This window comes from Nocardia inohanensis NBRC 100128 (genome assembly GCF_001612945.1).
Taxonomy (GTDB): Bacteria; Actinomycetota; Actinomycetes; order Mycobacteriales; family Mycobacteriaceae; genus Nocardia; species Nocardia inohanensis.
Map to the genome: position 1 here is coordinate 88,699 of NZ_BDBK01000001.1, position 23,819 is coordinate 112,517.

General features: G+C 69.4%; 9 protein-coding genes. 4 read left to right on the top strand and 5 right to left on the bottom strand.

The genetic code is table 11. The features are described from left to right. Positions 1-26: 26 nt before the first annotated feature. The gene (locus NI1_RS00470) at positions 27-914 is read right to left on the bottom strand and encodes an alpha/beta fold hydrolase (protein ID WP_067812998.1); all 888 of its coding nucleotides are present in this window, start codon (positions 912-914) and stop codon (positions 27-29) included. Between the two features lie 194 nt (positions 915-1,108). Here NI1_RS00470 and NI1_RS00475 point away from each other — a divergent pair, with 194 nt between their 5' ends. Continuing rightward, positions 1,109-1,303, top strand: a complete 195-nt coding sequence (locus tag NI1_RS00475) for a hypothetical protein (protein WP_174564452.1) — start codon at positions 1,109-1,111, stop codon at positions 1,301-1,303. Between the two features lie 80 nt (positions 1,304-1,383). On the opposite strand, the gene trpA is transcribed toward NI1_RS00475, so the two are convergent. From trpA to trpM, 3 genes are all read right to left on the bottom strand, one after another. Next, on the bottom strand, positions 1,384-2,196 hold the full coding sequence (gene trpA, locus NI1_RS00480; RefSeq protein ID WP_067813002.1) for a tryptophan synthase subunit alpha: 813 nt from the start codon (positions 2,194-2,196) through the stop codon (positions 1,384-1,386). Then, entirely contained in the window at positions 2,193-3,434 is a 1,242-nt protein-coding gene (gene trpB / locus NI1_RS00485; RefSeq protein ID WP_067813004.1) for a tryptophan synthase subunit beta, read from the bottom strand. Before trpB ends, trpA begins: the two co-directional genes overlap by 4 nt. 160 nt (positions 3,435-3,594) lie before the next feature. Then, positions 3,595-3,759, bottom strand: coding sequence for a tryptophan biosynthesis modulator TrpM (trpM, locus tag NI1_RS38370; protein WP_169815510.1), 165 nt, complete (start codon positions 3,757-3,759; stop codon positions 3,595-3,597). Positions 3,760-4,008: 249 nt separating this feature from the next. Here trpM and NI1_RS00490 point away from each other — a divergent pair, with 249 nt between their 5' ends. Together NI1_RS00490 and NI1_RS00495 are read left to right on the top strand one after the other, a co-directional pair. Further along, positions 4,009-5,031, top strand: coding sequence for an ATP-grasp domain-containing protein (locus NI1_RS00490; protein ID WP_084522425.1), 1,023 nt, complete (start codon positions 4,009-4,011; stop codon positions 5,029-5,031). 81 nt (positions 5,032-5,112) lie between these two features. Next, entirely contained in the window at positions 5,113-6,333 is a 1,221-nt protein-coding gene (locus NI1_RS00495) for an acyl-CoA dehydrogenase family protein (protein ID WP_067813005.1), read from the top strand. A gap of 4 nt (positions 6,334-6,337) precedes the next feature. Here NI1_RS00495 and NI1_RS00500 read toward each other — a convergent pair whose 3' ends face one another. Then, positions 6,338-6,673, bottom strand: coding sequence for a hypothetical protein (locus NI1_RS00500; protein WP_067813007.1), 336 nt, complete (start codon positions 6,671-6,673; stop codon positions 6,338-6,340). Positions 6,674-7,098: 425 nt separating this feature from the next. On the opposite strand from NI1_RS00500, the gene NI1_RS38735 reads away from it, so the two are divergent. Continuing rightward, complete coding sequence (locus tag NI1_RS38735) at positions 7,099-23,817, top strand: non-ribosomal peptide synthetase (protein ID WP_084522426.1); 16,719 nt, start codon at positions 7,099-7,101, stop codon at positions 23,815-23,817. Positions 23,818-23,819 lie beyond the last annotated feature (2 nt).

Genomic DNA, 23,819 nt, shown 5'->3' on the forward strand with positions numbered 1-23,819 from the left:
CCGGCCCGTGGCTGCCGCTCGCGAGATCAGGCTTCGCGTGCGGTCGGCCTGCGCGCCGCGCTCAGGAAATCGCGCACCGATGCCGCGAAGCGATCCGGCGTTTCGACATTGGGACTGTGCCCGGCCGTATCGATGATCTCGACCCGCGCTCCGGCCGCGGCATAGCGGTCCCGGGTCTCGGCCCAGTCGTAGAGCTGGTCCAGCCGGCCGTGGATCGCCAGCGCGGGCAGCCCGAGATCGCGCAGCTGCTTGTCGAGGGGGTTGGCGGCGAGGATTTTGCGGCGATCGACCAGCACCGCTCGGTACGCCCGCCACGACATGACCCGATGATCGAGCAGCATCTGCTCGAAACCCGGCACCGAACCGGACATATCGAACCGGGGTGCGAAACCGCCGCGCAGAGCTCGGCGCACCACGGCCGCGGGACCGAACCGCTGTGCGAACCGGGCGACCGGACCGAACGCGAACAACCGGGTCGCGCGCGGCATCCGCAGGTAGCTCAGATCGGGCGCTTGGTCGAGGATGATCACCTCGCTGACCCGATCCGATGCCGCCGCCACCGCGAGCGCGGCATCCGCACCCCAGGAGTGGCCGGCCACCGCCACCTCGCGCACCTCCAGCGCGGCCAGCACCGCGCTCAGCATCTCGCCCTGGCTGCGCGGATCGAAGCCGGAATCGCCCCCGGTGCAACCGAATCCGAGCAGATCCACCCGAATCACCCGGTACGTGTCGGCCAGCAGCGGGGTCACCGCATCCCACCAGTGCACCGAGCCCTCGAACCCGTGCAGCAACAGCACCGGCTTCCCGTCGACCGGTCCGTCCTGGCGCACGTGCACCGTGCCCGCCGGCACGGTGAGCAGATCGCCGATCCGTCTCCGCCCGCCCGCCGTCGATCGCCCCGCTGTTCCCACCATCCACCTCTTCCGTCGGCGGCCATCCTCTCACTCCCGGTTCCGGCCCGAGTCGCGCCCCGCGACCGGTTTGCCCGCTTCGGTGCCGGGTACCGCGATCCATAGGCCGGGGGATCACTCCAGGAAAGGGCAGGACGATGGGCATCTACGACGAACGGCGAGTACGAGGCGGCCGCACGCGCATCGGCGGACTGGTGATGCTGCTCGTGCTCGCGTGGCTGATCATCGGCGCGATCGCCGCCGGACAACGGCACTACTTCGACAGCGCGCCCACCAATTGCGCCGGGGCGGGCACCATCGCGGTCACCGTCATCGCCGGCCCGCTCAACTACGCCGGGGTGAATCCCAAGATCGACGACTGCAACGTCGACGTGCCGCAGCCCAGCCAGTAGCGGGGCTGCCCGCCGGGCGCACGTGATCGCCGGAAACGACCGGGAGACGGTGGTTTCCGGCGATCGCCGCGCGGAGCTGACTAGGCCGGCCGGACGGCGGCGGCCAGCTCGGCGGTGCGGGCCCGGACCGCTGACAGTCCGGCCGCCGTATCGGGTGCCTCGAGCATGGCCCGGACCAGGCTCGAGCCCACGATCACGCCGTCGGCGAAGCTCGCCACCTGGGCGGCTTGCGCTGCGTCGGAGATGCCGATGCCGACGCAGACCGGGAGATCGGTCAGTGTTTGGATGCGGTGCACCAGGGTGCGGGCCGCCTCGTCCAGGGTGGTGCGGGCTCCGGTGACGCCCATGGTCGAGGCGGCGTAGACGAAACCGGTTCCGGCCGAGGTGATTTCGGCGAGCCGCTCGGTGGTGCTGCTCGGCGCGACCACGAAGACCGTGGCCAGGTCGTGCCGGGCGGCCAGCTCGCGCCAGGGCGCGGACTCCTGGACCGGGAGGTCGGGCAGGATGCAGCCCGCGCCGCCCGCCGCGGCCAGTTCGGCGGCGAAGCGTTCGATGCCGTAGCGCTCGACGGGATTCCAGTAGGTCATCACCAGTACCGGTTTGCCGGTGGCCCGGTGTGCTTCGCGCACGGTGCGCAGGACGTCGGCGATGCGGACGCCGTTGCGCAGGGCCTGACCGGACGCGGTCTGCACGACCGGGCCGTCGATGACCGGATCGCTGTGCGGCAGGCCGACTTCCACGATGTCCGCGCCATTGCCGAGCATGGTCTCGAGGGTGGTGATGCCGTCTTCGACGGTGGGGTAGCCCGCCGGGAGGTAGGTGATCAGCGCGGCCCGGCGCTCGGCGCGCACCGTGGCGAAGGTGTCGGTCAGCAGTCGCAGGTTGCCGCTCATTTCGCCGCCTCCGTGGCCTCGTGGCGCGCGAAATAGGTTGCGGCCGTTTCCATATCCTTGTCGCCGCGGCCCGAGAGGTTGACCAGGATCAGTCCCTCCGGTCCGAGCTCCCGGCCGACTTCGAGGGCCCCGGCCAGGGCGTGCGCGCTCTCGATGGCGGGAATGATGCCCTCGGTTCGTGACAGCAGCCGGAAGGCGTCCATGGCGGCCGCATCGGTGATCGGCCGGTACTCGCCGCGCCCGCTGTCGTGCAGATACGAGTGTTCGGGCCCGATACCCGGATAGTCCAGCCCCGCCGAGATGGAGCACGCCTCGATGATCTGGCCCTCGTCGTCCTGGAGGACATAGGACCGCGAACCGTGCAGGATGCCCGGCGTACCGGCGGTCAGCGAGGCCGCGTGCTCCCCGCTCTCGATGCCGTGACCGGCCGCTTCACAACCGATGAGGCGCACCGACGGATCATCGAGGAAGGGATGGAACAGGCCGATCGCATTCGATCCGCCGCCCACGCACGCGATGGCCGCATCGGGCAGCCGCCCGGTCCGCTCCAGCAGCTGAGCGCGGGCCTCCACGCCGATGACCCGCTGGAAATCGCGGATCATGCTCGGAAACGGATGCGGCCCGGCCACCGTCCCGAAGATGTAATGGGTGGTGTCCACATTCGCGACCCAGTCCCGGAACGTCTCGTTGATGGCGTCCTTGAGGGTGCGCGAACCCGAGGTCACCGGAACGACCTCGGCCCCCAGCATTTTCATCCGCGCCACGTTCAATGCCTGCCGCTCGGTGTCGACCTCACCCATATAGATGGTGCACTCCAAACCGAACAGCGCGCACGCGGTCGCCGTCGCCACCCCGTGCGAGCCCGCGCCGGTCTCCGCGATCACCCGCGGCTTGCCCATGCGCTTGGTGAGCAGCGCCTGCCCCAGCACATTGTTGACCTTGTGCGAGCCGGTGTGATTGAGATCCTCGCGTTTGAGGAAAACCCGTGCGCCACCGGCATATTCGGCAAAGCGCGGCACCTCGGTCAAGGCGCTGGGCCGCCCCGCGTAATCGGCGAGCAGGCCCTCGAACTCGGCGACGAACGCGGGATCGGCCTTCGCCTTGTCATAGGCGGCGGCGACCTCGTCCACGGCCGCGACCAGCGCTTCCGGAATGAACTTGCCGCCGAACCGGCCGAAATAGCCGCGTGGATCGGGTAATTGGCCCTCGAGGGCCGGAATGAAGAATTGACTGGTCATCTGTCGACTCACTGTGCGCCGGGGCTGCACCCCGGAAACCGGACTGGGACGGTCACGAGCGCGCACGCGCGGCCCACACACCGCCGCGGGCGTACGGACGCACCGCGGCAACGGCATTCATCATGCGGGGAACGACGAGATCGGGAAGCGGGCAGCTTCCTCAGGCACCTCGTCCGGCGCGTGGCGCGCCGAGCCATCGCATCCCATTGACCTGACCGGGTTCGGAGCCGATCACATACCGCACCCGGCGGCCGTGCACCCGTCGCGCCGGGGCGCGGCAGCCACGCGGGCGGCACCCACGGGCGAGGCGGACGGCGATCGACATGACCGCACTATAGCCGCTGCGCGCGGGAGGGCCCGGGCGCGGGTTCCGGCCGGGGTGAATGCCGCTGGGCGGCAACGAAACCGGCGGTCTTTCCGCTGGCCACGCGCCCGTTACCGAACCGGGCTAAGATCCGCGCACCACCCGGATCGCGCCAGGCTTCGCACCGCTCTGCCGCATGTAAGAGAAGGGAGCGCCGTCATAGCGCTTCGGATTTGGCTGAGCAGCGCCGGCGCGGCATCTGCCCAGGTTATGCGGTTGTTGCGGGAGAATCCCGATCGGGTCGAGGTCACCGTCTATGCCAGCAATGTGGATCCGGGCGCGGTGGCGCTCTCGGTCTGCGATGTGGCGGAGCTGGAACCACGGCATGTCAGCGATGCGGAGTACGCCCGGTTCGCGCTGGACTTCTGCCGCCGCCATCGCATCGACGTGATGATCCCGCCGCGCCGCCTCGGGGCGCTCGCCGGCCGGGAACTGGATTTCGCGGCGGCCGGCACCGCCGTCATGTGCTCACCGCCCGCGGCGATCGAAGCGCTGACCAGCAAGGTCCGCACCTACGAAAGCGCGGGTGCGGCCGGGATTCCGGTGCCGCCCTGGCGCGTGGTCTCCGATCCGGCGGCGTTCTACGCGGCTGTCGAAGAGCTCTCGCTCACCGATGACAAGCTCTGCATCAAACCCAGCGGCGAGTACTCGGCCTTCGGCTTCCGTATTCTCGACGACCGCCCCCTGAGCATGTCCACCCTGCTGGCCCCGCCGGTCCCGGTGGCCTCGATCGACGCGGTGGCCGGGGCATTGCGGCGCGCGGTGGAGCAGGGCGGCCCGGTCCCGGAACTGCTCGTCATGCCCTTTCTCGACGGGCCCGAGATCAGCATCGACTGCCTGTCGGCCCCCGGAGGCGAACTGCTGGTCGGTATTCCGCGCTCCAAGCAGGGCCGCTTCCGTATGCTGCTCGACAATCCCGTCGCGGTCGACATCGCCCGCCGCCTGGTCGGGCACTTCGAACTGGCCTACCTGACCAACGTGCAACTACGGCACCGCCAAGGCGAACCCGTACTGCTGGAAGCCAATCCGCGCCCCGCCGCCGGACTGTTCCAAAGCGCCTTCGCCGGCCTCAACCTGCCCTGGGCGGCGGTTCGCCTGCTCCTGCAAGGAGATTCCGGCCTGCATCACCCGCCGCGCCTGGATGTCTGTCTCGCGGTGGCGGAGGCGGTGATGGAGGTCCCGGGCCGCGTGGTCGAACCGGAGCTCACGCCCGCGCGCCTGCTCATCGGCTGAAGTGCCGCCGCCCACGGACTCAATTAGAACCTGTTCTATATTCGGGGTAACCGTTCCGGCGATCCCTCGGGAGTTCAGTACATGTACCAGTGGTCCGACGAAGACCTGATGTTCCGTGACGCGGTACGCGGTTTCATCGACAAGGAGATCAAGCCTCACGTCGAGCAGCTGGAGAGCGGGGCGCTGCCGCCGTTCGGCATCATCCGCAAGCTGTACGCCACCTTCGGGCTGGACGAGATGGCTCGCGAAGGACTGGAGAAGGCGTTCGCCAAGGAGGAGGCCGGGACCACCGGCAAGTCCGGCGGCGGGTTCAGCGGGTCGGGCAGCATGGGCGTCATCCTCAACAGCGAACTGGCCGGGGTCAGCCTCGGCCTGGTCGCCTCGATGGGCGTGAGCCTCGGCCTCACCGTCGGCACCATCCGCACCCGCGGCACCCTCGCGCAGAAGAAGCGCTGGCTGCCCGAGCTGGTCACCATGGAGAAGGTCGGCGCCTGGGCCATCACCGAACCCGACTCCGGGTCGGACGCCTTCGGCGGGATGAAGTCCTATGTGCGCCGGGACGGTGAGGACTACATCCTCAACGGCCGCAAGACCTTCATCACCAACGGCCCGCACGCCGATGTCACCGTCGTGTACGCCAAGCTCGACGAGGAGGACGGCACCGATCGCCGCGACCGCAAGGTGCTGACCTTCGTACTGGACAAGGGCATGCCCGGTTTCGCGCAGAGCCCCGCCTTCAAGAAGATGGGCATGAACTCCTCGCCCACCGGCGAACTGTTCTTCGACAATGTCCGCATCACCCCCGACCGGCTGCTCGGCGAAACCGAGAACCCGGCCAAGGGCGATGGAAAGGACAGCGCCAAGGAGTCTTTCGCCGCCGAGCGCATCGGCATCGCCTCGCTGGCCCTCGGCATCATCAACGAATGCCACCGGCTCAGCGTCGATTACGCGAAATCCCGCAAGCTGTGGGGTAAGGAGATCGCTCAGTTCCAGCTCATCCAGCTCAAATTGGCCGAGATGGAGATCGCACGGATCAACGTGCAGAACATGGTCTTCAATGCCATCGAACGCACCGCCGCGGGCGAAAAGGTCTCCCTCGCCGAGGCTTCGGCCATGAAGCTGTACTCCTCGCGCGCCGCCACCGAAGTCGCCATGGAGGCGGTCCAGCTCTTCGGCGGCAACGGTTACATGGCCGAATACAAGGTGGAGCAGCTTGCGCGCGACGCCAAGTCGCTGATGATCTACGCGGGCAGCAATGAAATCCAGGTCACCCACATCGCCAAGGGCCTGCTCGCGCGCTAGCGGTTCAGCCGCAACTGGTGCCGTTCGCCGCGTCCTTCACCCCGGCGATGGTGGCCTCGCGCTCGGATTCCGGGGTGGACGCCCAGGTGGGGGACTGCCGCATGCTGCCGAGCAGTTCCTCGGCCCCCTTCTCCGGCGTCCAGCCCGAACCGGAACTCTGGGCTTGTTCGCGCAGCGAGGTGAAGAAGGCCGAGAACTGCTGGCAGGCTTTGGTGCGCGCGGGTGATGCCGCCACGGCCGCGGTGGGGCCGCCCGCCGTGGTGGATTTGGCTTCCTGGGTGGCGGAGCTGCATCCGGTGAGTGCGGCGGCGAGCAGCAGGGTGGCGACGAGCCTGGTCATTTTCGGTCTATCCCTCTCTGGAGCGTGCGCGGATCACGAGGCTGATCACGCCGGAACAGCTTGCGGCGCAGTAGGTGACGGTTGATGGTCATTGCGTTTCCGGCGCGTTTCGATGCGTTGCAATTGTTTTTCCGGCGACGGTGAGCGAAGTGGTCATTCGCCCAGTAGTTGGGGCCGGTGGGCATTTCCATAACCACTGGTAGCGACAAAATTCACTCCGGCGTCGGCGGCCTCATCGAGTGGCTACGTTCCGGCAATTGCCAAGCGTGCTTAACCGGGTGGGATAGGTGCTGCCTGCCCCCGGCGCGGGGATCTGTGGTCTCATATGTGCCGAACGCCCCATGATCGATGTCTTCTCGACCGTCGGTTTTCGTGTCAATACGGCGCAACCAGCGGGCTTTGGATGAGAGGACCGCAGGAACCGGATGGATAGGGCACGTCGTACCGTTCGGGAACGTGGTCGTCGTAAGCCGGGTAACCCGCTGCTGGTTCAGTTACTGACCGGCACGGTGGAGTCGGCGGCGGGTTCGATTGCCGTCAGCTATAACTCGACGGGGCGGCCGGCGGATCGGCGCGAGCTGACCTATCGGGAACTGGACGAGTTCTCGTCGCGGCTGGCGCGGGAACTGATCGCCCGCGGCGTGGGGCCCGGGGATGTGGTGGCCGTCGGCTTCGCTCGCTCGATCGAGTCCGTGGCGGCGGTATGGGCGGTGGCCAAGACCGGTGCGGCGTATGTACCGGTCGATCCGGGCCTACCGGCGGAGCGGGGTGCGTTCATCGCCGCCGACTCCGGGGCCGTGCTGGGGCTCACCGACTCCACCCAGCGAGCCCGGCTCGCCGACAGCATCGAATGGCTCGAGCTGGACGAGGCGGAACTCACCGAACGGATCGCGGCGCGGCCCGCGCACCCCATCTCGTATCTCGATCGGGTGCGGGCGCTCAACGATCAGCATGCGGCCTATGTCATCTACACCTCGGGCTCGACCGGCCGGCCCAAGGGCGTCGTGGTCACCCACGCGGGTCTGGCGGCGCTGGTCGCGGCGACGCGCGAGCGGTACGGCGTGGACGGCGGCGCGCGGGTGCTGCACGTCTGTTCGCCCAACTTCGACGTCTCGGTGCTGGAACTGCTGCTGGCGTTCGGCGCCGGCGCGACGCTGGTGATCTCGCCGCCGACCGTCTTCGGCGGGCCCGAACTGGCCGAGCTGCTGCGCCGCGAACGCGTCACGCACCTGCTGATCACCCCGGCCGCACTGGAGTCGGTGGACCCGGCCGGGCTCGACGAGCTGCGGGTCGTGGTCGTCGCGGGCGACGCGTTCGGTCCCGGGCTGGTCGAACGCTGGTCGGCCGGGCGGTCCTTCTTCAACGGCTACGGCCCCACCGAGGCCACGATCCTGGCGACCTCCAGCGCGGAAATGACTGCGGGAGAGCCGATCACGATGGGCGGCGCGCTGCCCGGCATCGGCGCGATGGTGCTGGATACGCGCTTGCGGCCGGTGCCGGCGGGCGTCATCGGGGAGCTGTACCTCTCCGGTCCGGCACTGGCGCAAGGGTATCTGGGCCGGCCGGGTCTCACCGCGGAGCGGTTCGTGGCGGATCCGCACGGCGGTTCGGCGCGCATGTATCGCACGGGCGATCTGGTGCGGCGCCGGCCGGACGGCGCGCTCGAGTATCTGGGGCGCTCGGATTTCCAGGTGAAGGTCCGCGGGTTCCGGATCGAGCTGGGCGAGATCGACGCCGTGCTGAGCGGGCATCCCGATATCGAATTCGCGGCCACACTCGGCAAGACCGCGCCCTCGGGTGCGACCGTGCTCGTCTCGTATGTGTTGCCACGCAACGGGACAGCCGTCGATGCCGAGGAGCTCACGCGGCACGCGGGGGCCTCGCTCCCCGGTCACATGGTGCCGTCCGTGATCATCGCGCTCGATGCGATCCCCTTGACCCCCAACGGCAAACTCGATCGGCAGGCACTGCCCGAGCCGGTGTTCGAGGCTACCGTCTCGCGAGCCCCGGCCGGTGCGGTCGAAACCCGGCTCGCGGAACTGTTCACGCAGATCCTCGGCGTCGAGGTCGGGGCCGAGGACTCGTTCTTCGCCGCGGGCGGGGACAGCATCCTCTCCATTCAGCTGGTGTCGCGGGCGCGGGCGGCGGGCATCCTGTTCACGCCCAAGGACGTATTCGAGCATCGCACCGTGGCCGGGCTGGCGCGGGTCGCGACAATCGGCGGTGAGCAGGAGATCCTGGCCGAGCTGGCGGGCGGCGGCGTCGGCGCGATTCCGCTGACACCGGTGCTGGCGGCCCATCTGGACGCGGGGCGTTCGTTCGGCCGATTCACCCAGCAGATGGTCCTGGCCCTACCCGAGCGCATCGACCGGGCGCAGGTGGCGGCCGTGCTCGCCGCGGTGGTGGATCACCATGACATGCTGCGCGCCCGGCTGCGGTTCGCGCAGGACCGGTGGGAACTGATTGCCCTGCCGCCGGGCGCGGTCGATGTGGAAACGCTGCTCGTGCACACTTCGGCGCCGGCCGGGCTATCGGTGGACGAGCTGTGCGAACTGGCGAGCGCCGCAATGGATTCCGCCGTCGCGACGCTGGACCCGGCAGCCGCGCGCATGATCGCTTTCGGCTGGCTGTCCCGCCCGGACGGCCGGGACGCGCTGGTCGTGGCGGCGAATCACTATGTGATCGACGGTGTTTCGTGGCGGGTGCTGATCTCGGATCTGGTGACCGCGTGGGCGCAGCTCGGCAACGGTCAGCCGATCGCGCTGCCCGCCGTCGGCACCTCCTTCCGGCGCTGGGCGCACGGTCTGCGTGAGGCGGACCGCTCCGCCGAACGCCCGTTCTGGCAGCGGGTACTGGCCGTCGCCGATCCGCCGCTGGGCGCACGCGCCCTCGATCCCGCCGTCGATACCGCTGCCACCGTGCGGCAATTCAGCGTCGCCGTCTCGCCCGAGACCACCCAGGCGGTGCTGAGCGAATTGCCCGCGCTCTACCGCGGCGGGGTCAACGACGGCCTGCTCGCGGCGCTGGCGCTGGCGGTGCGCGCATGGCGAGCGGACCGCGGCATCGATGCGGCGGCGACGCGAATCCGGCTCGAGGGACACGGTCGCGAGGAGCAGGCGGTGTCCGGCGCGGACCTCACCCGCACCGTCGGCTGGTTCACCACCATGTATCCGGTGGCGCTCGATCTGACCGGCATCGACGCCGGGACCGCATGGAGCGGCGGCACGGGGACGGCCGCGGTGCTCAAGACGGTGAAGGAGCAGTTGCTCGCGGTGCCCGACAACGGCATCGGCTTCGGCATCCTGCGGCATCTGGACGCCGCGGGTACCGGCGCACTCGACGGCGCGCTGGGGCAGATCGGGTTCAACTACCTCGGCCGGATCTCCACGGGTGACCTGCCGGAGACGCTGGCCGACGGCGGCTGGCTGCCCACCGGCGAATGGGGTGAGCCGGCGGCCGCCCAGGATCCGGCGTTGCCCGCCTCCGCCGTGCTGGACATCAACGCGGTCGTCACCGATACCGACTCGGGCCCGAGGCTTTCCGCGTCTTTCGCCTACGCGGGCGAGATCCTGTCCGAGGCCGAAGCGCGGGAATTGGCGGACCACTGGGTGGCCGCGCTGTCCCTGCTCGCCGCGCACGTGCACGATCCGGCCGCCGGTGGCCTGACGCCCGCCGATGTGCCGCTGGTGCGGACCACACAGGGGGAGCTGGACCGCTGGCATGCGGAGTATCCGGGGCTGGCCGATGTGCTGCCGCTCTCGCCGCTCCAGTCCGGATTGCTGTTCCTGGCACAGGTTTCCGAGGATTCCGACCCCTACCTGCTCCAATGGGCGATGGAGCTGTCCGGTGCGATCGACCTCGACCGGTTGCGGCGGGCCGCGCAGGCCGTACTGGATCGGCACGCGATCCTGCGCACCGCCTTCGGTGCCACCGCCGACGGCACCCCGGTCCAGCTCGTCACCGCCACGGCGAGGGTGCCGTGGCAGGTCATCGATATCCCGGATACCGATCCCGCCCCGCTGCTCGCTGCTCAACTGCACCGCGGCTTCGATCTCACGGTGGGCCCGCTGCTGCGATTCACGGTGTACCGCACCGCATCCGGGCGCACCCATCTGGCCTTGACCGTGCATCACCTGCTGCTCGACGGCTGGTCCATGCCGTTGCTGATGAAGGAAGTCCTGCTTTCCTATGCGGCGGAGGGTGATTCGTGGTCGCTGCCGCGCACCCGGCCCTATCGCGACTATCTGGCCTGGCTGGCGCGGCAGGATCGCGATGCGGCGCTGGACAAATGGCGCGAGTCGCTCGCCGGGGTCGGCCCGACCCGGCTGGCCACCGCGCTCGCGCCGCCCGCACTGCCCGGCACCGGGCACGGGGTGCACACCACCCGGCTCTCGGCCGACGAGACGACCGCGCTGCTCGCCTTCGCCACCGCGGCCGAGGTCACCGTCAATACGGTTGTCCAGGCGGCCTGGGGGCTGACCCTGGCGGCCTGCACCGGGAGCGACGACGTGGTCTTCGGTGCGGTCGTATCCGGGCGGCCGCCGATGCTCGACGGAATCGACGACATGGTCGGTCTCTTCGCGAACACCATCCCGGTCCGGGTGCGGTTCGACAATGCTGAGCCGGTGCGGCAGTTGGTGAAACATCTTCAGCGGGAACAGGTTTCCCTGCTCGACTGTCATCACCTCGGCCTCGCCGACATCCAGCGCCTGGCCGGTGCGGGCGAACTGTTCGACACCATGCTGGCCTTCGATTCCTATCCCGTCGACCACGACGGCCTCAGCCGGGCGTACGGCAGCATCGACGGCCTGGAAATCGGTGCGATCCAAACCGTCAACTTCACCCACTACCCGGTAGCCGTCGAAGTCGAACTCGTTGCGCAACTGCGGATTTCGGTGCAGTACAAACGCGATGCCGTCACCCCGGACACCGCGGCGGCGCTCGCCGAACGCATGCGATTGCTGATCGGTGAACTCACGGCCGCGCCGGAGCGCACCCCCGCCGACCTCGGCGCGCTCCTCGACGCTCGCAACGACGTGATCGCCCAGACCCGCTATTGGCGAAACACGCTGGCGGACATGCCCGCCGAACTGAACCTGCCTACCGGTCGCACACGGCGCACCGTCCCCGGCCGCGGTGTCGCGCCGGTCGATTACGTCGCGTTCGAGATCGGTGCGGAGCTGTATGCGCGGGCGTATGCCTACGCGCAGAGCGCAAGCTCGAGCGTATTCGTGGTTGCGCATTCGGTATTCGCGGTGCTGCTGGCGCGGCTCTCGGGTACCGGCGACATTGCGGTCGGCACCGATTCCGGGGCAGCGAACACGTTGGTGTTGCGTCTGGCCGTCGCAGGTGAAACCTCGTTCGGCGATCTGGTCGCGCAGGCGGACGAGGTCGGCCGGCAGGCATTCGCACGCGCCGATCTGCCGTTCGACGAGCTGGCGGGGCTGCTGGAGCCGAGCCGGTCGCCCGGGCGGCATCCGCTGGTGCGGGTCATGCTGACGGTGGGGGAGCGTCCTCCCGCGGACCGCGACCGGTTCGAGCTGTCGCTGCACATCCATTCCGCCAGCGGCGCAGCGGATTTCGGCTTCTCGGTGGAGATGTTCGACCGGCACACCGTGGAGATGTTCGCCGCGCGATTCCGCCGGCTGCTGGCGGACGCGCTGCACTGTCCGGACCAGCCCGTCGGTGACCTGCGGTTGCTCACCGACGACGAGCTTGCCGCGCTCACGCTGGTTCATCCCGATGCCGTCATGGCCACCGGCGTGCTGCCCGACCTGCTGACTCGCGGGGTCGCGCTGGGTGCTGATCGAGTCGCGGTGCGGTATCGCGGCCGGCCGATCAGCTACGGCGAACTCGACTCGCGCAGTTCACAATTGGCGCGGGTGCTGATTCAGCGCGGCGTCGGCCCGGAAACCCTGGTCGCCGTCGGGCTGCCGCGCTCCTACGATCTGGTGCTGGCGGTTCTCGCCATCGCGAAAGCCGGTGGCGCGCACGTGCCGATCGATCCGGGTTATCCCGCCGAGCGTATGCGGCACATGGTCGCGGACTCGGGTGCGACGCTCGGCATCACCGTCGCGGAGTACGCCGAGCGGCTACCCGACGGAGCGCAATGGCTGTTGCTCGACGAGGCCGGGACGGAAGAACTGTGTGACGCTCAGCCGTCCACGCCTGTCACCGACTCGGAACGGCCTGCGTCCCTGCGCATTCAGCATCCGGCCTACGTCATCTACACGTCGGGTTCGACGGGGCTGCCGAAGGGCGTCACCGTCACCCACGGCGGCCTGGGTGGGCTGCTGGCCGAGGCAGTCGGCCGCTATCGGCTCGAACCGCATCATCGGTTCCTGCACATCTGCTCGCCCAGCTTCGATCCGTCGGTGCTGGAATGGCTTTGCGCGTTCGCCACCGGCGCGACGCTGGTCATCGTGCCCCCGGCGATCGTCGGCGGTGCGGAACTCGGTGACCTGCTGCGCGACGAGGCGGTCACGCACGCCATCATCACCCCGGCGGTGCTCGGGACCGTCGACCCGGCCGGGCTGGACGCTATCGAGGTCGTCTCCGTCGGCGGCGACGTCACCACGCCGGAACTGCTGTCGCGCTGGCAGCCGGGGCGCAGCTACTTCAACGCCTACGGGCCGACCGAGACCACCATCATCTCGACCTATGCGGAATTGACCGCGGGGCAGCCGATTACGATCGGCGTACCGGTCACCGGCATGTCGGCGCTGGTTTTGGATGCCCGCCTGCACCCGGTGCCGCCCGGTGTCGCGGGCGAGCTGTATCTCGCGGGTGGCGGGCTGGCGCGCGGCTACCGGAACCGGGCCGGACTGACCGCCGAACGGTTCGTCGCCAACCCCTGGGGTGAGCCGGGCGCGCGTATGTACCGCACCGGCGATCTGGTGCGCTGGTCCGTCACGGGCACGAATACCGGTGCGCCGACAGCAGAGCTGGACTATGTGGGCCGTACCGACGCCCAGGTGAAGGTGCGCGGCTTCCGCGTGGAACTCGGCGAGATCGACGCGGTATTGAGCGGGCATCGCGACGTCGATTTCGCGGTCACGCTCGGTACGACACTGCCGTCCGGAGCAGCGGTGCTGGTGTCGTATGTGCTCGAGGCGCCGGGAAGTACCGTCGACCCGGCCGCGCTCACGCGCTACGCCGAAGGCATCCTGCCCGCGCACATGGTGCCGTCCGCCATCATCGTTCTCGATGAGCTGCCGCTGACCGCCAACGGCAAGCTGGATCGAAAAGCCTTGCCGGAACCGGTTTTCGCGACGACGGTGACGCGCGCGCCGCAGGGCGCGGTGGAATCGGCACTGGCCGAGCTGTTCGCGCAGGTACTCGGCGTGCAGACCGTCGGGGTCGACGATTCGTTCTTCGCCATCGGCGGCGACAGCATCATGTCGATCCAGCTGGTCTCGCGCGCCAAAGCGGCCGGAATCGTGTTCACCGCACGTGACGTCTTCGAACAGCGGACCGTCGCCGCACTGGCCAGGATCGCGACGACCGGTGGCGCGGTGGCCCCGATCATCTTGGCGGAGTTGCCCGGTGGCGGCATCGGCGAGGTTCCGCTGACGCCCGTCCACGCCGAATTCCTCGCCACCGGATCCTCCGACCGGTTCGCCCAGACCATGGTGCTGGCACTACCCGAAGGCATCGATCGCGCCGGACTGCTCACCACGCTCTCCGCCGTCCTCGACCGGCACGAAGCGCTGAATTCGCGGGTATGGCTGGACGCGGGACAGTGGCGTTTCGAGGTCCTGCCGCGCGGTGCGGTCGGCACCGCTGAGCTGGTCACCGAGGTCGAGATCGCCGAGGGCGTGACCGGAGCGGAACTGGCCCGAATCGGCAGTACCGCAATGGACTCCGCGCTCGACCGGCTCGACCCCGCGAACGGCCGGATGATCGCCTTCACCTGGCTGCGCCGGCCCGATGCGCGCGATGTGCTGGTCGTGGCCGCCCACCACTATGTGATCGATGGCGTGTCCTGGCGAATCGTGATTCCCGACCTGGCCGTGGCCTGGGCGCAGCACGCGGCGGGACAGCCGATCGCCTTGCCGCCGGTCGGAACCTCGTTCCGGCGCTGGGCACACGGCCTGGCCGAGCTGGCCGGGCAACGCAGCGGCGAGATCGGCTACTGGCAGCGAGTGCTGGCCACGCCGGACCCGCGTCTCGGCGCGCGTGAGCTCGATCCCGTTCTCGACACCCACTCGACCGTGCGGTCGATCTCGGTGCGCATCCCCGTAGCCGAGACCGAGGCCGTGCTGACGGCCCTGCCCGCACTGTATCGCGGCGGCGTCAACGACGGACTGCTCGCGGCTCTCGCACTGGCCGTGCGTAATTGGCGGTCCCGGCGTGGAATCGACGCCCCGGTCACCCGGATCCGGCTCGAAGGACACGGCCGCGAGGAAGCCCTGCTGCCGGGAGCCGATCTGACGCGCACCCTCGGCTGGTTCACCAGCATCCACCCCGTAGCGATCGACCTGACGGCCGGACCCGGCGCGGTGCGGCAGCCGGCCGACGACACGGACCATGAAGCCATTGCGGCCCTGCTGAAGTCGGTCAAGGAGCAACTACTCGCCGTGCCGGACAAGGGCATCGGATTCGGCCTGCTGCGCCACCTGATCCCCGATTCCCCGCTCACCGGCGCGATCGCGCAGATCGGTTTCAACTATCTCGGCCGCGCGGGCGTACCCGCCGACCTGCGCGACCAGAGTTGGCTGCCCACAGCCGATCTGGGCGACCTGGACTTCGAGCACGACCCCGCGCTGCCCGTCGGCACGGTGGTCGACATCAACGCGATCACCGCCGATACACCCGCCGGGCCGCAGCTGGAACTGTCGTTCAGCTACGCGAGCGGAATCCTCGACGAACCGTCCGTACAGGAACTCGCCGACGATTTCACGGCCGCCCTGACCGCGCTCGCCGCCCACACCCGGCATCCGCGGGCGGGCGGCCTGACCCCCTCGGACGTGCCCCTGGTCCGGGTATCGCAATCCGAGCTGAATGCTTGGCGGCGAACCCATCCCACGGTGACGGACGTACTGCCGCTGTCCCCGCTCCAGGATTCCCTGCGCGTGCTCACCGAGCTGCTCGACGGCTCCGTCGACGCCTACATCATCCAACTGGTAGCCCAGCTCACCGGCGACCTCGATATCGGCCGATTGCGCCGTGCCGCACGAACTCTGCTCGACCGCCATGCCAACCTCCGCACCGCCTTCGTTCCCACCGCAGACGGCAGCGCCGTGCAACTGGTGCTGGACCGGATCGATATGCCGATGCGCATGGTCGAGGTCCCCGAGGCCGAACCGGGGGAGATCGCCGCCGCCGAACAGCGCCGAAGCTTCGACCTGACAGTCGCGCCGCTGCTTCGAATGACCGTGTGCCGCACCGGTTCCGGTCGTGTCGAAATCATCCTCACCGGCCATCACATGCTGCTCGACGGCTGGTCCATGCCCCTGCTGATGCGCGAGCTGCTGGTGCTGTACGCGACCGGGGGCGACGCCTCGCCGTTGCCCGCCGTCAGGCCGTATCGCGACTACCTGCAATGGCTTTCGCAGCAGGACCGGGACGCCGCCGCCCGGGCGTGGTCGGCCGTTCTCGCCGACGCGGCACCGACCATGCTCGCCCCGTCGCTGGCTTGGCCGGCGCCCACCGGTAACGGCTTCGGCCGCTGCGACTTCGAGCTCTCGCCCGCGCAGACCTCGGAGCTCACCGCCTACGCGGCGGCGGCGGAGGTCACCGCCAACACGCTCATCCAGGCGGCCTGGGGCCTGACGCTCGCCGCGAGCACCGGCCGTGCCGACGTCGTCTTCGGCGCGACCATCTCCGGCCGCCCCGCCCAGCTCGACGGTATCGGCGAGATGATCGGCCTCTTCGTCGACGCCATCCCGGTGCGAGTCCGGTTCGACGCCCACACCAGCACCCGCGACCTGATCGCCGGCCTGCAAACCGAGCAGGCATCGCTACTGGACCACCATCACCTCGGTCTCGGAGCCATCCAGCGCGTCGCCGGTCAAGGCGAACTCTTCGACACCATGCTGGTTTTCGAGTCCTACCCGGTGGACGCCGAAGGGCTGCGCCAGGCCGGCGGCGCGATCGACGGCCTCCGGATCGACGGCGTGCGCGGCGACGACTCCACCCACTACCCGATCACCGTCATGGTTTTCCTCAACGCCACCCTGCTGGTCCAGGTCAAGTACCGTCGCGACCTGGTGGCCGACGAGACGGCCCGGGCCGTCGCCGAACGGCTCCAGCGCGCGCTCGCGGAACTCCTCGGAACACCCGACCGCCCAGCGGGCGATATCGCGCAGCGGCTCGACACCGAATCCGACGACTCGATCACCCGCACGCGGTACTGGCGAACCGCTTTGGCGGGTCTACCCGATCGCCTGGAACTACCGACCGACAGCTCCCGCGGCGCGCGATCGGATACCCCGGGCAGAGACGCGAGCATCGCCTTCCGGATGCCGGAGGAGCTACGCGATGCCCTGCACCGCCTCGCGGATGCCGAAGGCGTGACCTGGACGTCGGTGGTGCGCACCGCACTGGCAGTGCTGCTCGCGCGGCTGTCCGGCAGCGATGACATCGCGATCGGCGCGGCCGCACCTGGCGGCACCCGACCCGAAGTCGTGCTGCGGACACGCGTGAGGCAACACGCCCGCTTCCGCGACCTGCTGCCCGAAGCGCACCGCACCGAACAGCGCGGATTCGCCCACGCCGGAATCCCCTTGCACGATCTGGCGGTGTTGCTCGGCGTACTGCCGAACCCGGATCGCCACCCCCTGTTCGAGGTGGCACTGACCTTCGACCGTGCGTCGGACGACGTCGAGAAGCCAGTACCCGCTGTCTCCACCGGAGCTGACAAGTCGCTCGGCCTGATCGATGAGTCGCCGACCGCGCGAACGGCCTTCGATGCAGATCCAGCACCGGCTGTTTCGGTTGCGGAGGATGGTTCGGAGCGGCTGTGCGGCGCGGTGTCGTTCGCGCGTGGGGTGTTCGACGACGATGCGCGGCGGATGTTCGTGCGGCGATTCGTTCGGGTGCTGGCGGCGGTCGCGGAGCGGCCGGAGACGCGAGTGGACGAGCTGCCGCTGCTGGGGGCGGACGAGTATCACCGGCTCACCCGGATGGGGGGTGGATTGCCGGTGGCGGTGGGGCTGTTGCCGGATTTGCTCACCCGCGGAGTCGAATTCGGGCGCGATCGCGTCGCTGTTCGCGATGGCGGGCGGGCCTTCACCTACGGTGAGCTGGAGGAGTTCTCGAACCGCCTCGCGCGGGTACTGATCGAACGCGGCGTCGGGCCGGAGACGGTGGTCGCGCTGGCCATGCGGCGCTCCTACGAGATGGTGGCCGCCATCTGGGCGGTCGCGAAAACAGGCGGCGCGTATCTGCCGATCGACCCGGCCTATCCGATCGAGCGTGTGCGGTATCTGCTCGCCGATTCGGCTGCGGCGGTCGGGATCACCCTCAGCGGGCACGCGGAGACGCTGTCGGCCGGGGCGGAGTGGCTGTTGCTGGACGGGCCCGAACTGCTCGCCGCCTGCACCGCGCTGTCCCCGGATCCTGTGAGCGATGCGGATCGGATTGCGCCGCTGCGTATCTCGCATCCGGCCTATGTCATCTACACGTCGGGCTCGACCGGTATGCCGAAGGGCGTCACGGTCACGCACGCCGGTCTCGGCGGGCTGGTTTCGTACTCGGCCGACCTGCTGCGGCTGGAGCCGGAATCGCGGATGCTGCATGTGTGTTCGCCGAGCTTCGATCAGTCGATCGAGGAGATCGCGACCACGTTCTACAGCGGTGCGACGCTGGTTGTCGCCGATCCCGATATCGTCGGCGGCGTCGAACTGCACGAACTGTTGCGTACCGAGCGGGTGACGCACACCATCATCACGCCGGCGCTGCTGGGGACCATCGAACCGAGCGGGCTGGACGATCTCGCGGTCGTGTCCGCGGGCGGTGAGGCGAGTACGCCGGAGCTGCTCGCGCGGTGGCAGCCGGGGCGTCGGTTCATCAACGGGTACGGCCCCACCGAGGCGACGATCGGGGCCACCTACACGACTCTGGTTGCGGGGCAACGGGTAACGATCGGCCGGCCGGTGCCGGGTGTTTGGGCCTATGTGCTCGACGCACGGTTGCGGCCGGTTCCGGCGGGTGTCGTGGGTGAGCTGTATCTTTCGGGCCCGGCGCTCGCGCGGGGTTATCACCGGCGCTTCCACACGACTTCGGAACGGTTTGTCGCCAATCCGTGGGGGCCGCCCGGCGATCGCATGTATCGCACCGGTGACCTGGTTCGGTGGGTCGGGGTTCCGGCCGATGGGGTGGCGGGCGGCTCGCTGGAATATCTGGGCCGCACCGACTTCCAGGTCAAGATTCGCGGATTCCGGATCGAGCTCGGCGAGATCGACGCGGTCCTGGTGGCGCATCCCGAGGTAGACCACGTGGTGACCATCGGGCGCGAAAACCCCAGCGGTGTCACGGTTTTGGTGTCCTACGTCGTCGGGACGAAACCCGATCCGGACGAGCTGACGCGATGGGCCGCGCGCACGCTGCCGTCGCATATGGTGCCCGCCGCCGTGGTGGTGCTGGACGCCATGCCGTTGACCGCCGTCGGCAAGCTGGACCGGAAGGCTTTGCCCGCACCGGAATTCGCGGTGCGGGCCTTCCGGGAACCGTCCACGGAGGCCGAGCGGACCGTCGCCGGTGTCTTCGCCGATGTGCTCGGTCTCGAACTCGTCGGCGCGGACGATGACTTCTTCGAACTGGGCGGCAATTCGCTGCTCGCCACCCGGGTGACCGCGCGCCTCGGTATGGCGATCGACGCGCAAGTGCCGGTACGGACGCTGTTCGCCGCACCCACCGTCGCGGGATTGGCCTGTGAGATGGCGAAACTCGCGGGGGAGCGGGCGCGTCCGGCGCTGATCGCTGGCGCGCGGCCGGAGCGGATTCCGCTGTCGCCCGCCCAGCAGCGGATGTGGTTCCTCAACCGCTTCGACACCACCTCGACCGCGTACAACATTCCGGTCGCCATCCGTTTGACGGGTGAATTCGACGTCGAGGCGATGCGGCAGGCGTTCGCCGATCTCGTCGCGCGACACGAGATCCTGCGCACCGTGTACCCGCAGACCGCGGACGGGCCGGTGCAGGTGGTGCTGCCGCCCACCGACCCCGGCGTGCCGGCACTGGCGGTGGGCATCGTCGCCGAGGTGGAATCGGCGGTGACGGAACTCGCGTCGACCGTCTTCGACGTCACCGCCGAAGTGCCGGTGCGGGCCGCGCTGTGGCGGATCGCCGACAATGATTTCGTCCTGGCCATGGCGGTCCACCACATCTGCGCGGACGGCTACTCCGGCGGGCCGATGACCCGGGACCTGGTGTCCGCGTACCTGTCCCGCGCCGCGGGCTCCGCCCCCGCGTGGGCTCCGCTGCCCGTGCAGTACGCCGACTACGCGCTCTGGCAGCACACACTGCTCGGCGACGAGGAACATCCGGGGTCGATCGCGGCCGCGCAGATCGCCTACTGGCGGGAAGCGCTCGCCGACCTTCCCGATCAGCTGGAACTGCCGCGCGACCGGCCGCGGCCGCCGGTGCAGTCCTATGCGGGCGGGCAGGTGGAGTTGGGCATCGACGCGCCCACCCACGCGGCGCTGGTGGAATCGGCTCGGGCACACGGTGCGACGCTGTTCATGGCGGTACACACCGCGTTCGCGATCACCCTGGCGCGACTGTCGGGGACCGGCGATATCGCCATCGGCACGCCCATGGCGGGGCGCGGCGCGGCGGAACTGGACGACCTGATCGGCATGTTCGTCAACACCCTGGTGTTCCGCACCCGCGTGGACGCGGCGACGGGATTCTCGGAACACCTGCTGCGCCAGCGCGATACCGACCTCCAGGCGTTCGCGCACGCCGACGTGCCGTTCGAGCGTCTGGTCGAAATCCTGAACCCGGCGCGCTCGACGGCGCGGCATCCCCTGTTCCAGGTCGGACTGTCCTTCCAGAACCTGGCCCCGGTCGCCCTCGATCTGCCCGGCCTGAGCGTGACGGGGCTGGCGCTGGATCGGCAGCTCTCGCAGTTCGATCTGCACCTGATCGTGGCCGACACCTATGACGAGCAGGGCGCGCCGGCCGGAATCGGCGGCTTCCTGACCTACGCGACCGATCTGTTCGACGAGTCGACGGTGCGCGGCTTCGCCGAGCGGTTCCAGCGGGTGCTGGCCGCCGTCATCGCCGATCCGGAGCAGCCGGTCGGCGCGATCGAGCTGCTCTCGCCCACGGAGCGCGATCGAATCCTGCTGGCTTGGAACGACACCGCACACCCTGTATCGCCTCCCGCCGCGACCATATTGGAGCCCAGGTCTGCTGCGACCACGGTCGAGACCGGGCCTGCTGCGACCACGGTCGAGACCGGGCCTGCTGCGACCACGGTCGAGACCGGGCCTGCTGCGACCACGGTCGAGACCGGGCCTGCTGCGACCACGGTCGAGACCGGGCCTGCCGCGACCGTCGCCGAGATCGGGTCCGCCGCGACCGCCGTCGAGATCGGGTCTGCTGCGACCACGGCCGAGTCCCGGCCCGCCGCGACCACGCTGGTGTCTCTGCTGGACGCGACCGTCGCGGCCACACCCGATGCGGTGGCGCTGGTGGCTCCTGACGGGCACCGCCTGACCTACGCCGAGCTGGATGCCCGGGTCAATCGCCTTGCTCGCGCCCTGATCGCGATGGGCGTCGGGCCGGAAACGCCTGTCGCGCTGGCTATTCGGCGCTCGGTGGAGCTGGTTGTCGCCATGTATGCGGTGAGCCGGGCCGGGGGCGCGTACGTGCCGGTCGATCCCGATCAGCCCGCGCAGCGTTCGGACTACATTCTGGAGACGGTGGCGCCGGTCTGTGTACTGACCGATGCCGCAACGGATTTCGTCACCTCCGCTGCGCCCGTGATGCACGTGGATCGACCCCATCCGTCCGCGACGAGCGCTGCCGCGATCACCGACGCCGAGCGCCTCGCACCGCTCCGCGCCGACCATGCGGCGTACGTGATCTTCACCTCCGGCTCGACCGGCCGCCCGAAGGGCGTCGCCGTCTCGCACGGCGCGATCGTGAATCAATTGCTCTGGAAGACAGCGCGATTCGATCTCTCCGGCGATGACGCGGTGCTGCTCAAGACGGCGGCGACCTTCGACCTCTCGGTGTGGGAGTTCTGGTCGGCCGCGGTCTGCGGCGGTCGTCTGGTGATCGCCGCACCCGACGGGCACCGCGATCCGGCCTACCTGAACGCCTTGATGGCCCGCGAATCGGTGACCACACTGCACGCCGTGCCGTCGATGCTGGACGCCTTGCTGACCGGGCGGCTACCGGGCTCGCTGCGCCGGGTCCTCGCCATCGGCGAAGCGCTGCCCGCCGCGCTGGCTGACCGTTTCATCGCGGCCGCGCCGCATACGGAACTGTTCAACCTGTACGGCCCGACCGAGGCCGCGGTGTCGATCACGTCCCACCGTGTGTCCGGCACCGGCGCGGCCTCGGTATCGATCGGCGGCCCGGTCTGGAACAGCCAGGTCTACGTCCTGGACGCCCGGTTACGGCCGGTCCCGGCCGGCGTCGCGGGGGAGCTGTACCTGTCCGGTGTCCAGCTGGCGCGCGGCTATTTCGACCGCTCCGACCTCACGGCGGATCGCTTCGTCGCCAACCCCTTCCGGCCCGGTGAACGCATGTACCGCACCGGCGACGTGGTCGCCTGGAACGCCGACGGCACCCTCGACTACCGCGGCCGCACCGACTTCCAGGTGAAGATCCGCGGCTTCCGCATCGAACTGGGCGAGATCGACGCCGCCCTGGCCGCCCACTCGTCGGTCGATTTCGCCGTCACCGTCGGCCGTGAGAACAGCGCGGGCGCAACGGTTCTGGTGTCCTATGTGGTGGCCACGCCGGATTCGACGACCGACTGCGATCGCCTGCTCGAGCACGCGGCCCGGGCGCTGCCCTCGCACATGGTGCCCAGCGCGATCGTCTTCCTCGACGCCGTCCCATTGACCTCGGTCGGCAAACTGGACCGCGCCGCGCTGCCCGCACCCGCCTTGGCGGAGCACTGCTATCGGGCCCCGCGCACCAGTCTGGAAACCGCGGTCTGCGATATCTTCGCCGAAGTCCTGTGCCTGGACCGAATCGGCTTGGACGACAACTTCTTCGAGCACGGCGGCAACTCGCTGCTGGCCACCAAACTGGTGGCGCGCTTCAGCGAGGCGATCGCCGAGACCGTGCCGGTCATGTGGGTCTTCACCGCCCCCACCCCGGCCGCCATCGTGGCCGAGCTGCGCACCCGTGGCTCCGTGACCACCGGCCCCGCAGCGGCTTTCGACATCCTGCTGCCGCTGCGCACCGGTGACCGCGCCACCGCGCCACTGTTCTGCGTCCATCCGATCGGTGGCATGGCCTGGTCCTTCGCGGGACTGGCCGCCCACCTCGATCCGGGCCGCCCGCTCTACGGTCTGCAATCCCCGGCGTTGAGTTCGGATGCGCCGCTACCGGATTCGATCGAGGACTGGGCGCGCCTGTACGTGCGGCACGTCCGCTCGGTCCAACCCGAAGGCCCCTACCACCTGCTCGGCTGGTCGCTCGGCGGCGTGCTGGCCCACGCCATGGCGGTCCAGCTTCAGGACGAGGGCGAAGAGGTGGCGCTGCTGGCCATGCTGGACAGCCGCCTGGAATATCCCGGCGCGGGTGCCACCCCGGGTGCCGCGACCTCGGTCACGGTCGCCGACCTGCTCGGCGGACTGCTGGGCGAGCAGGCCACCGCCTTCGGCCTGGACGACATCACCGACCTCACCCAGCTGCCCCAGCGTTTGAGTGCGCTCCCGGAACCGTTCGCCTCCTTCGGCGCGGCGCGCATCGAACGCGTGGTGTCGGCCGCGATCGCCTCGGCCGCACTCCTCACCACCTACCGCGCCCGCCCCTTCGCCGGCGATCTCGTCTATTTCACCGCGACGCGAGACGATCCGACGGCAGGCGTGAACGCCGGCACCTGGACGGCGGCGGTCACGGGAATCGTCGAGAACCATCCGGTCGGCGCCACGCACTGGGAGATGACCACCGATTCCGCACTGCGCGACATCGCCCGGGTGGTGAACGCGCAACCCGCCATCGACAGCTGACC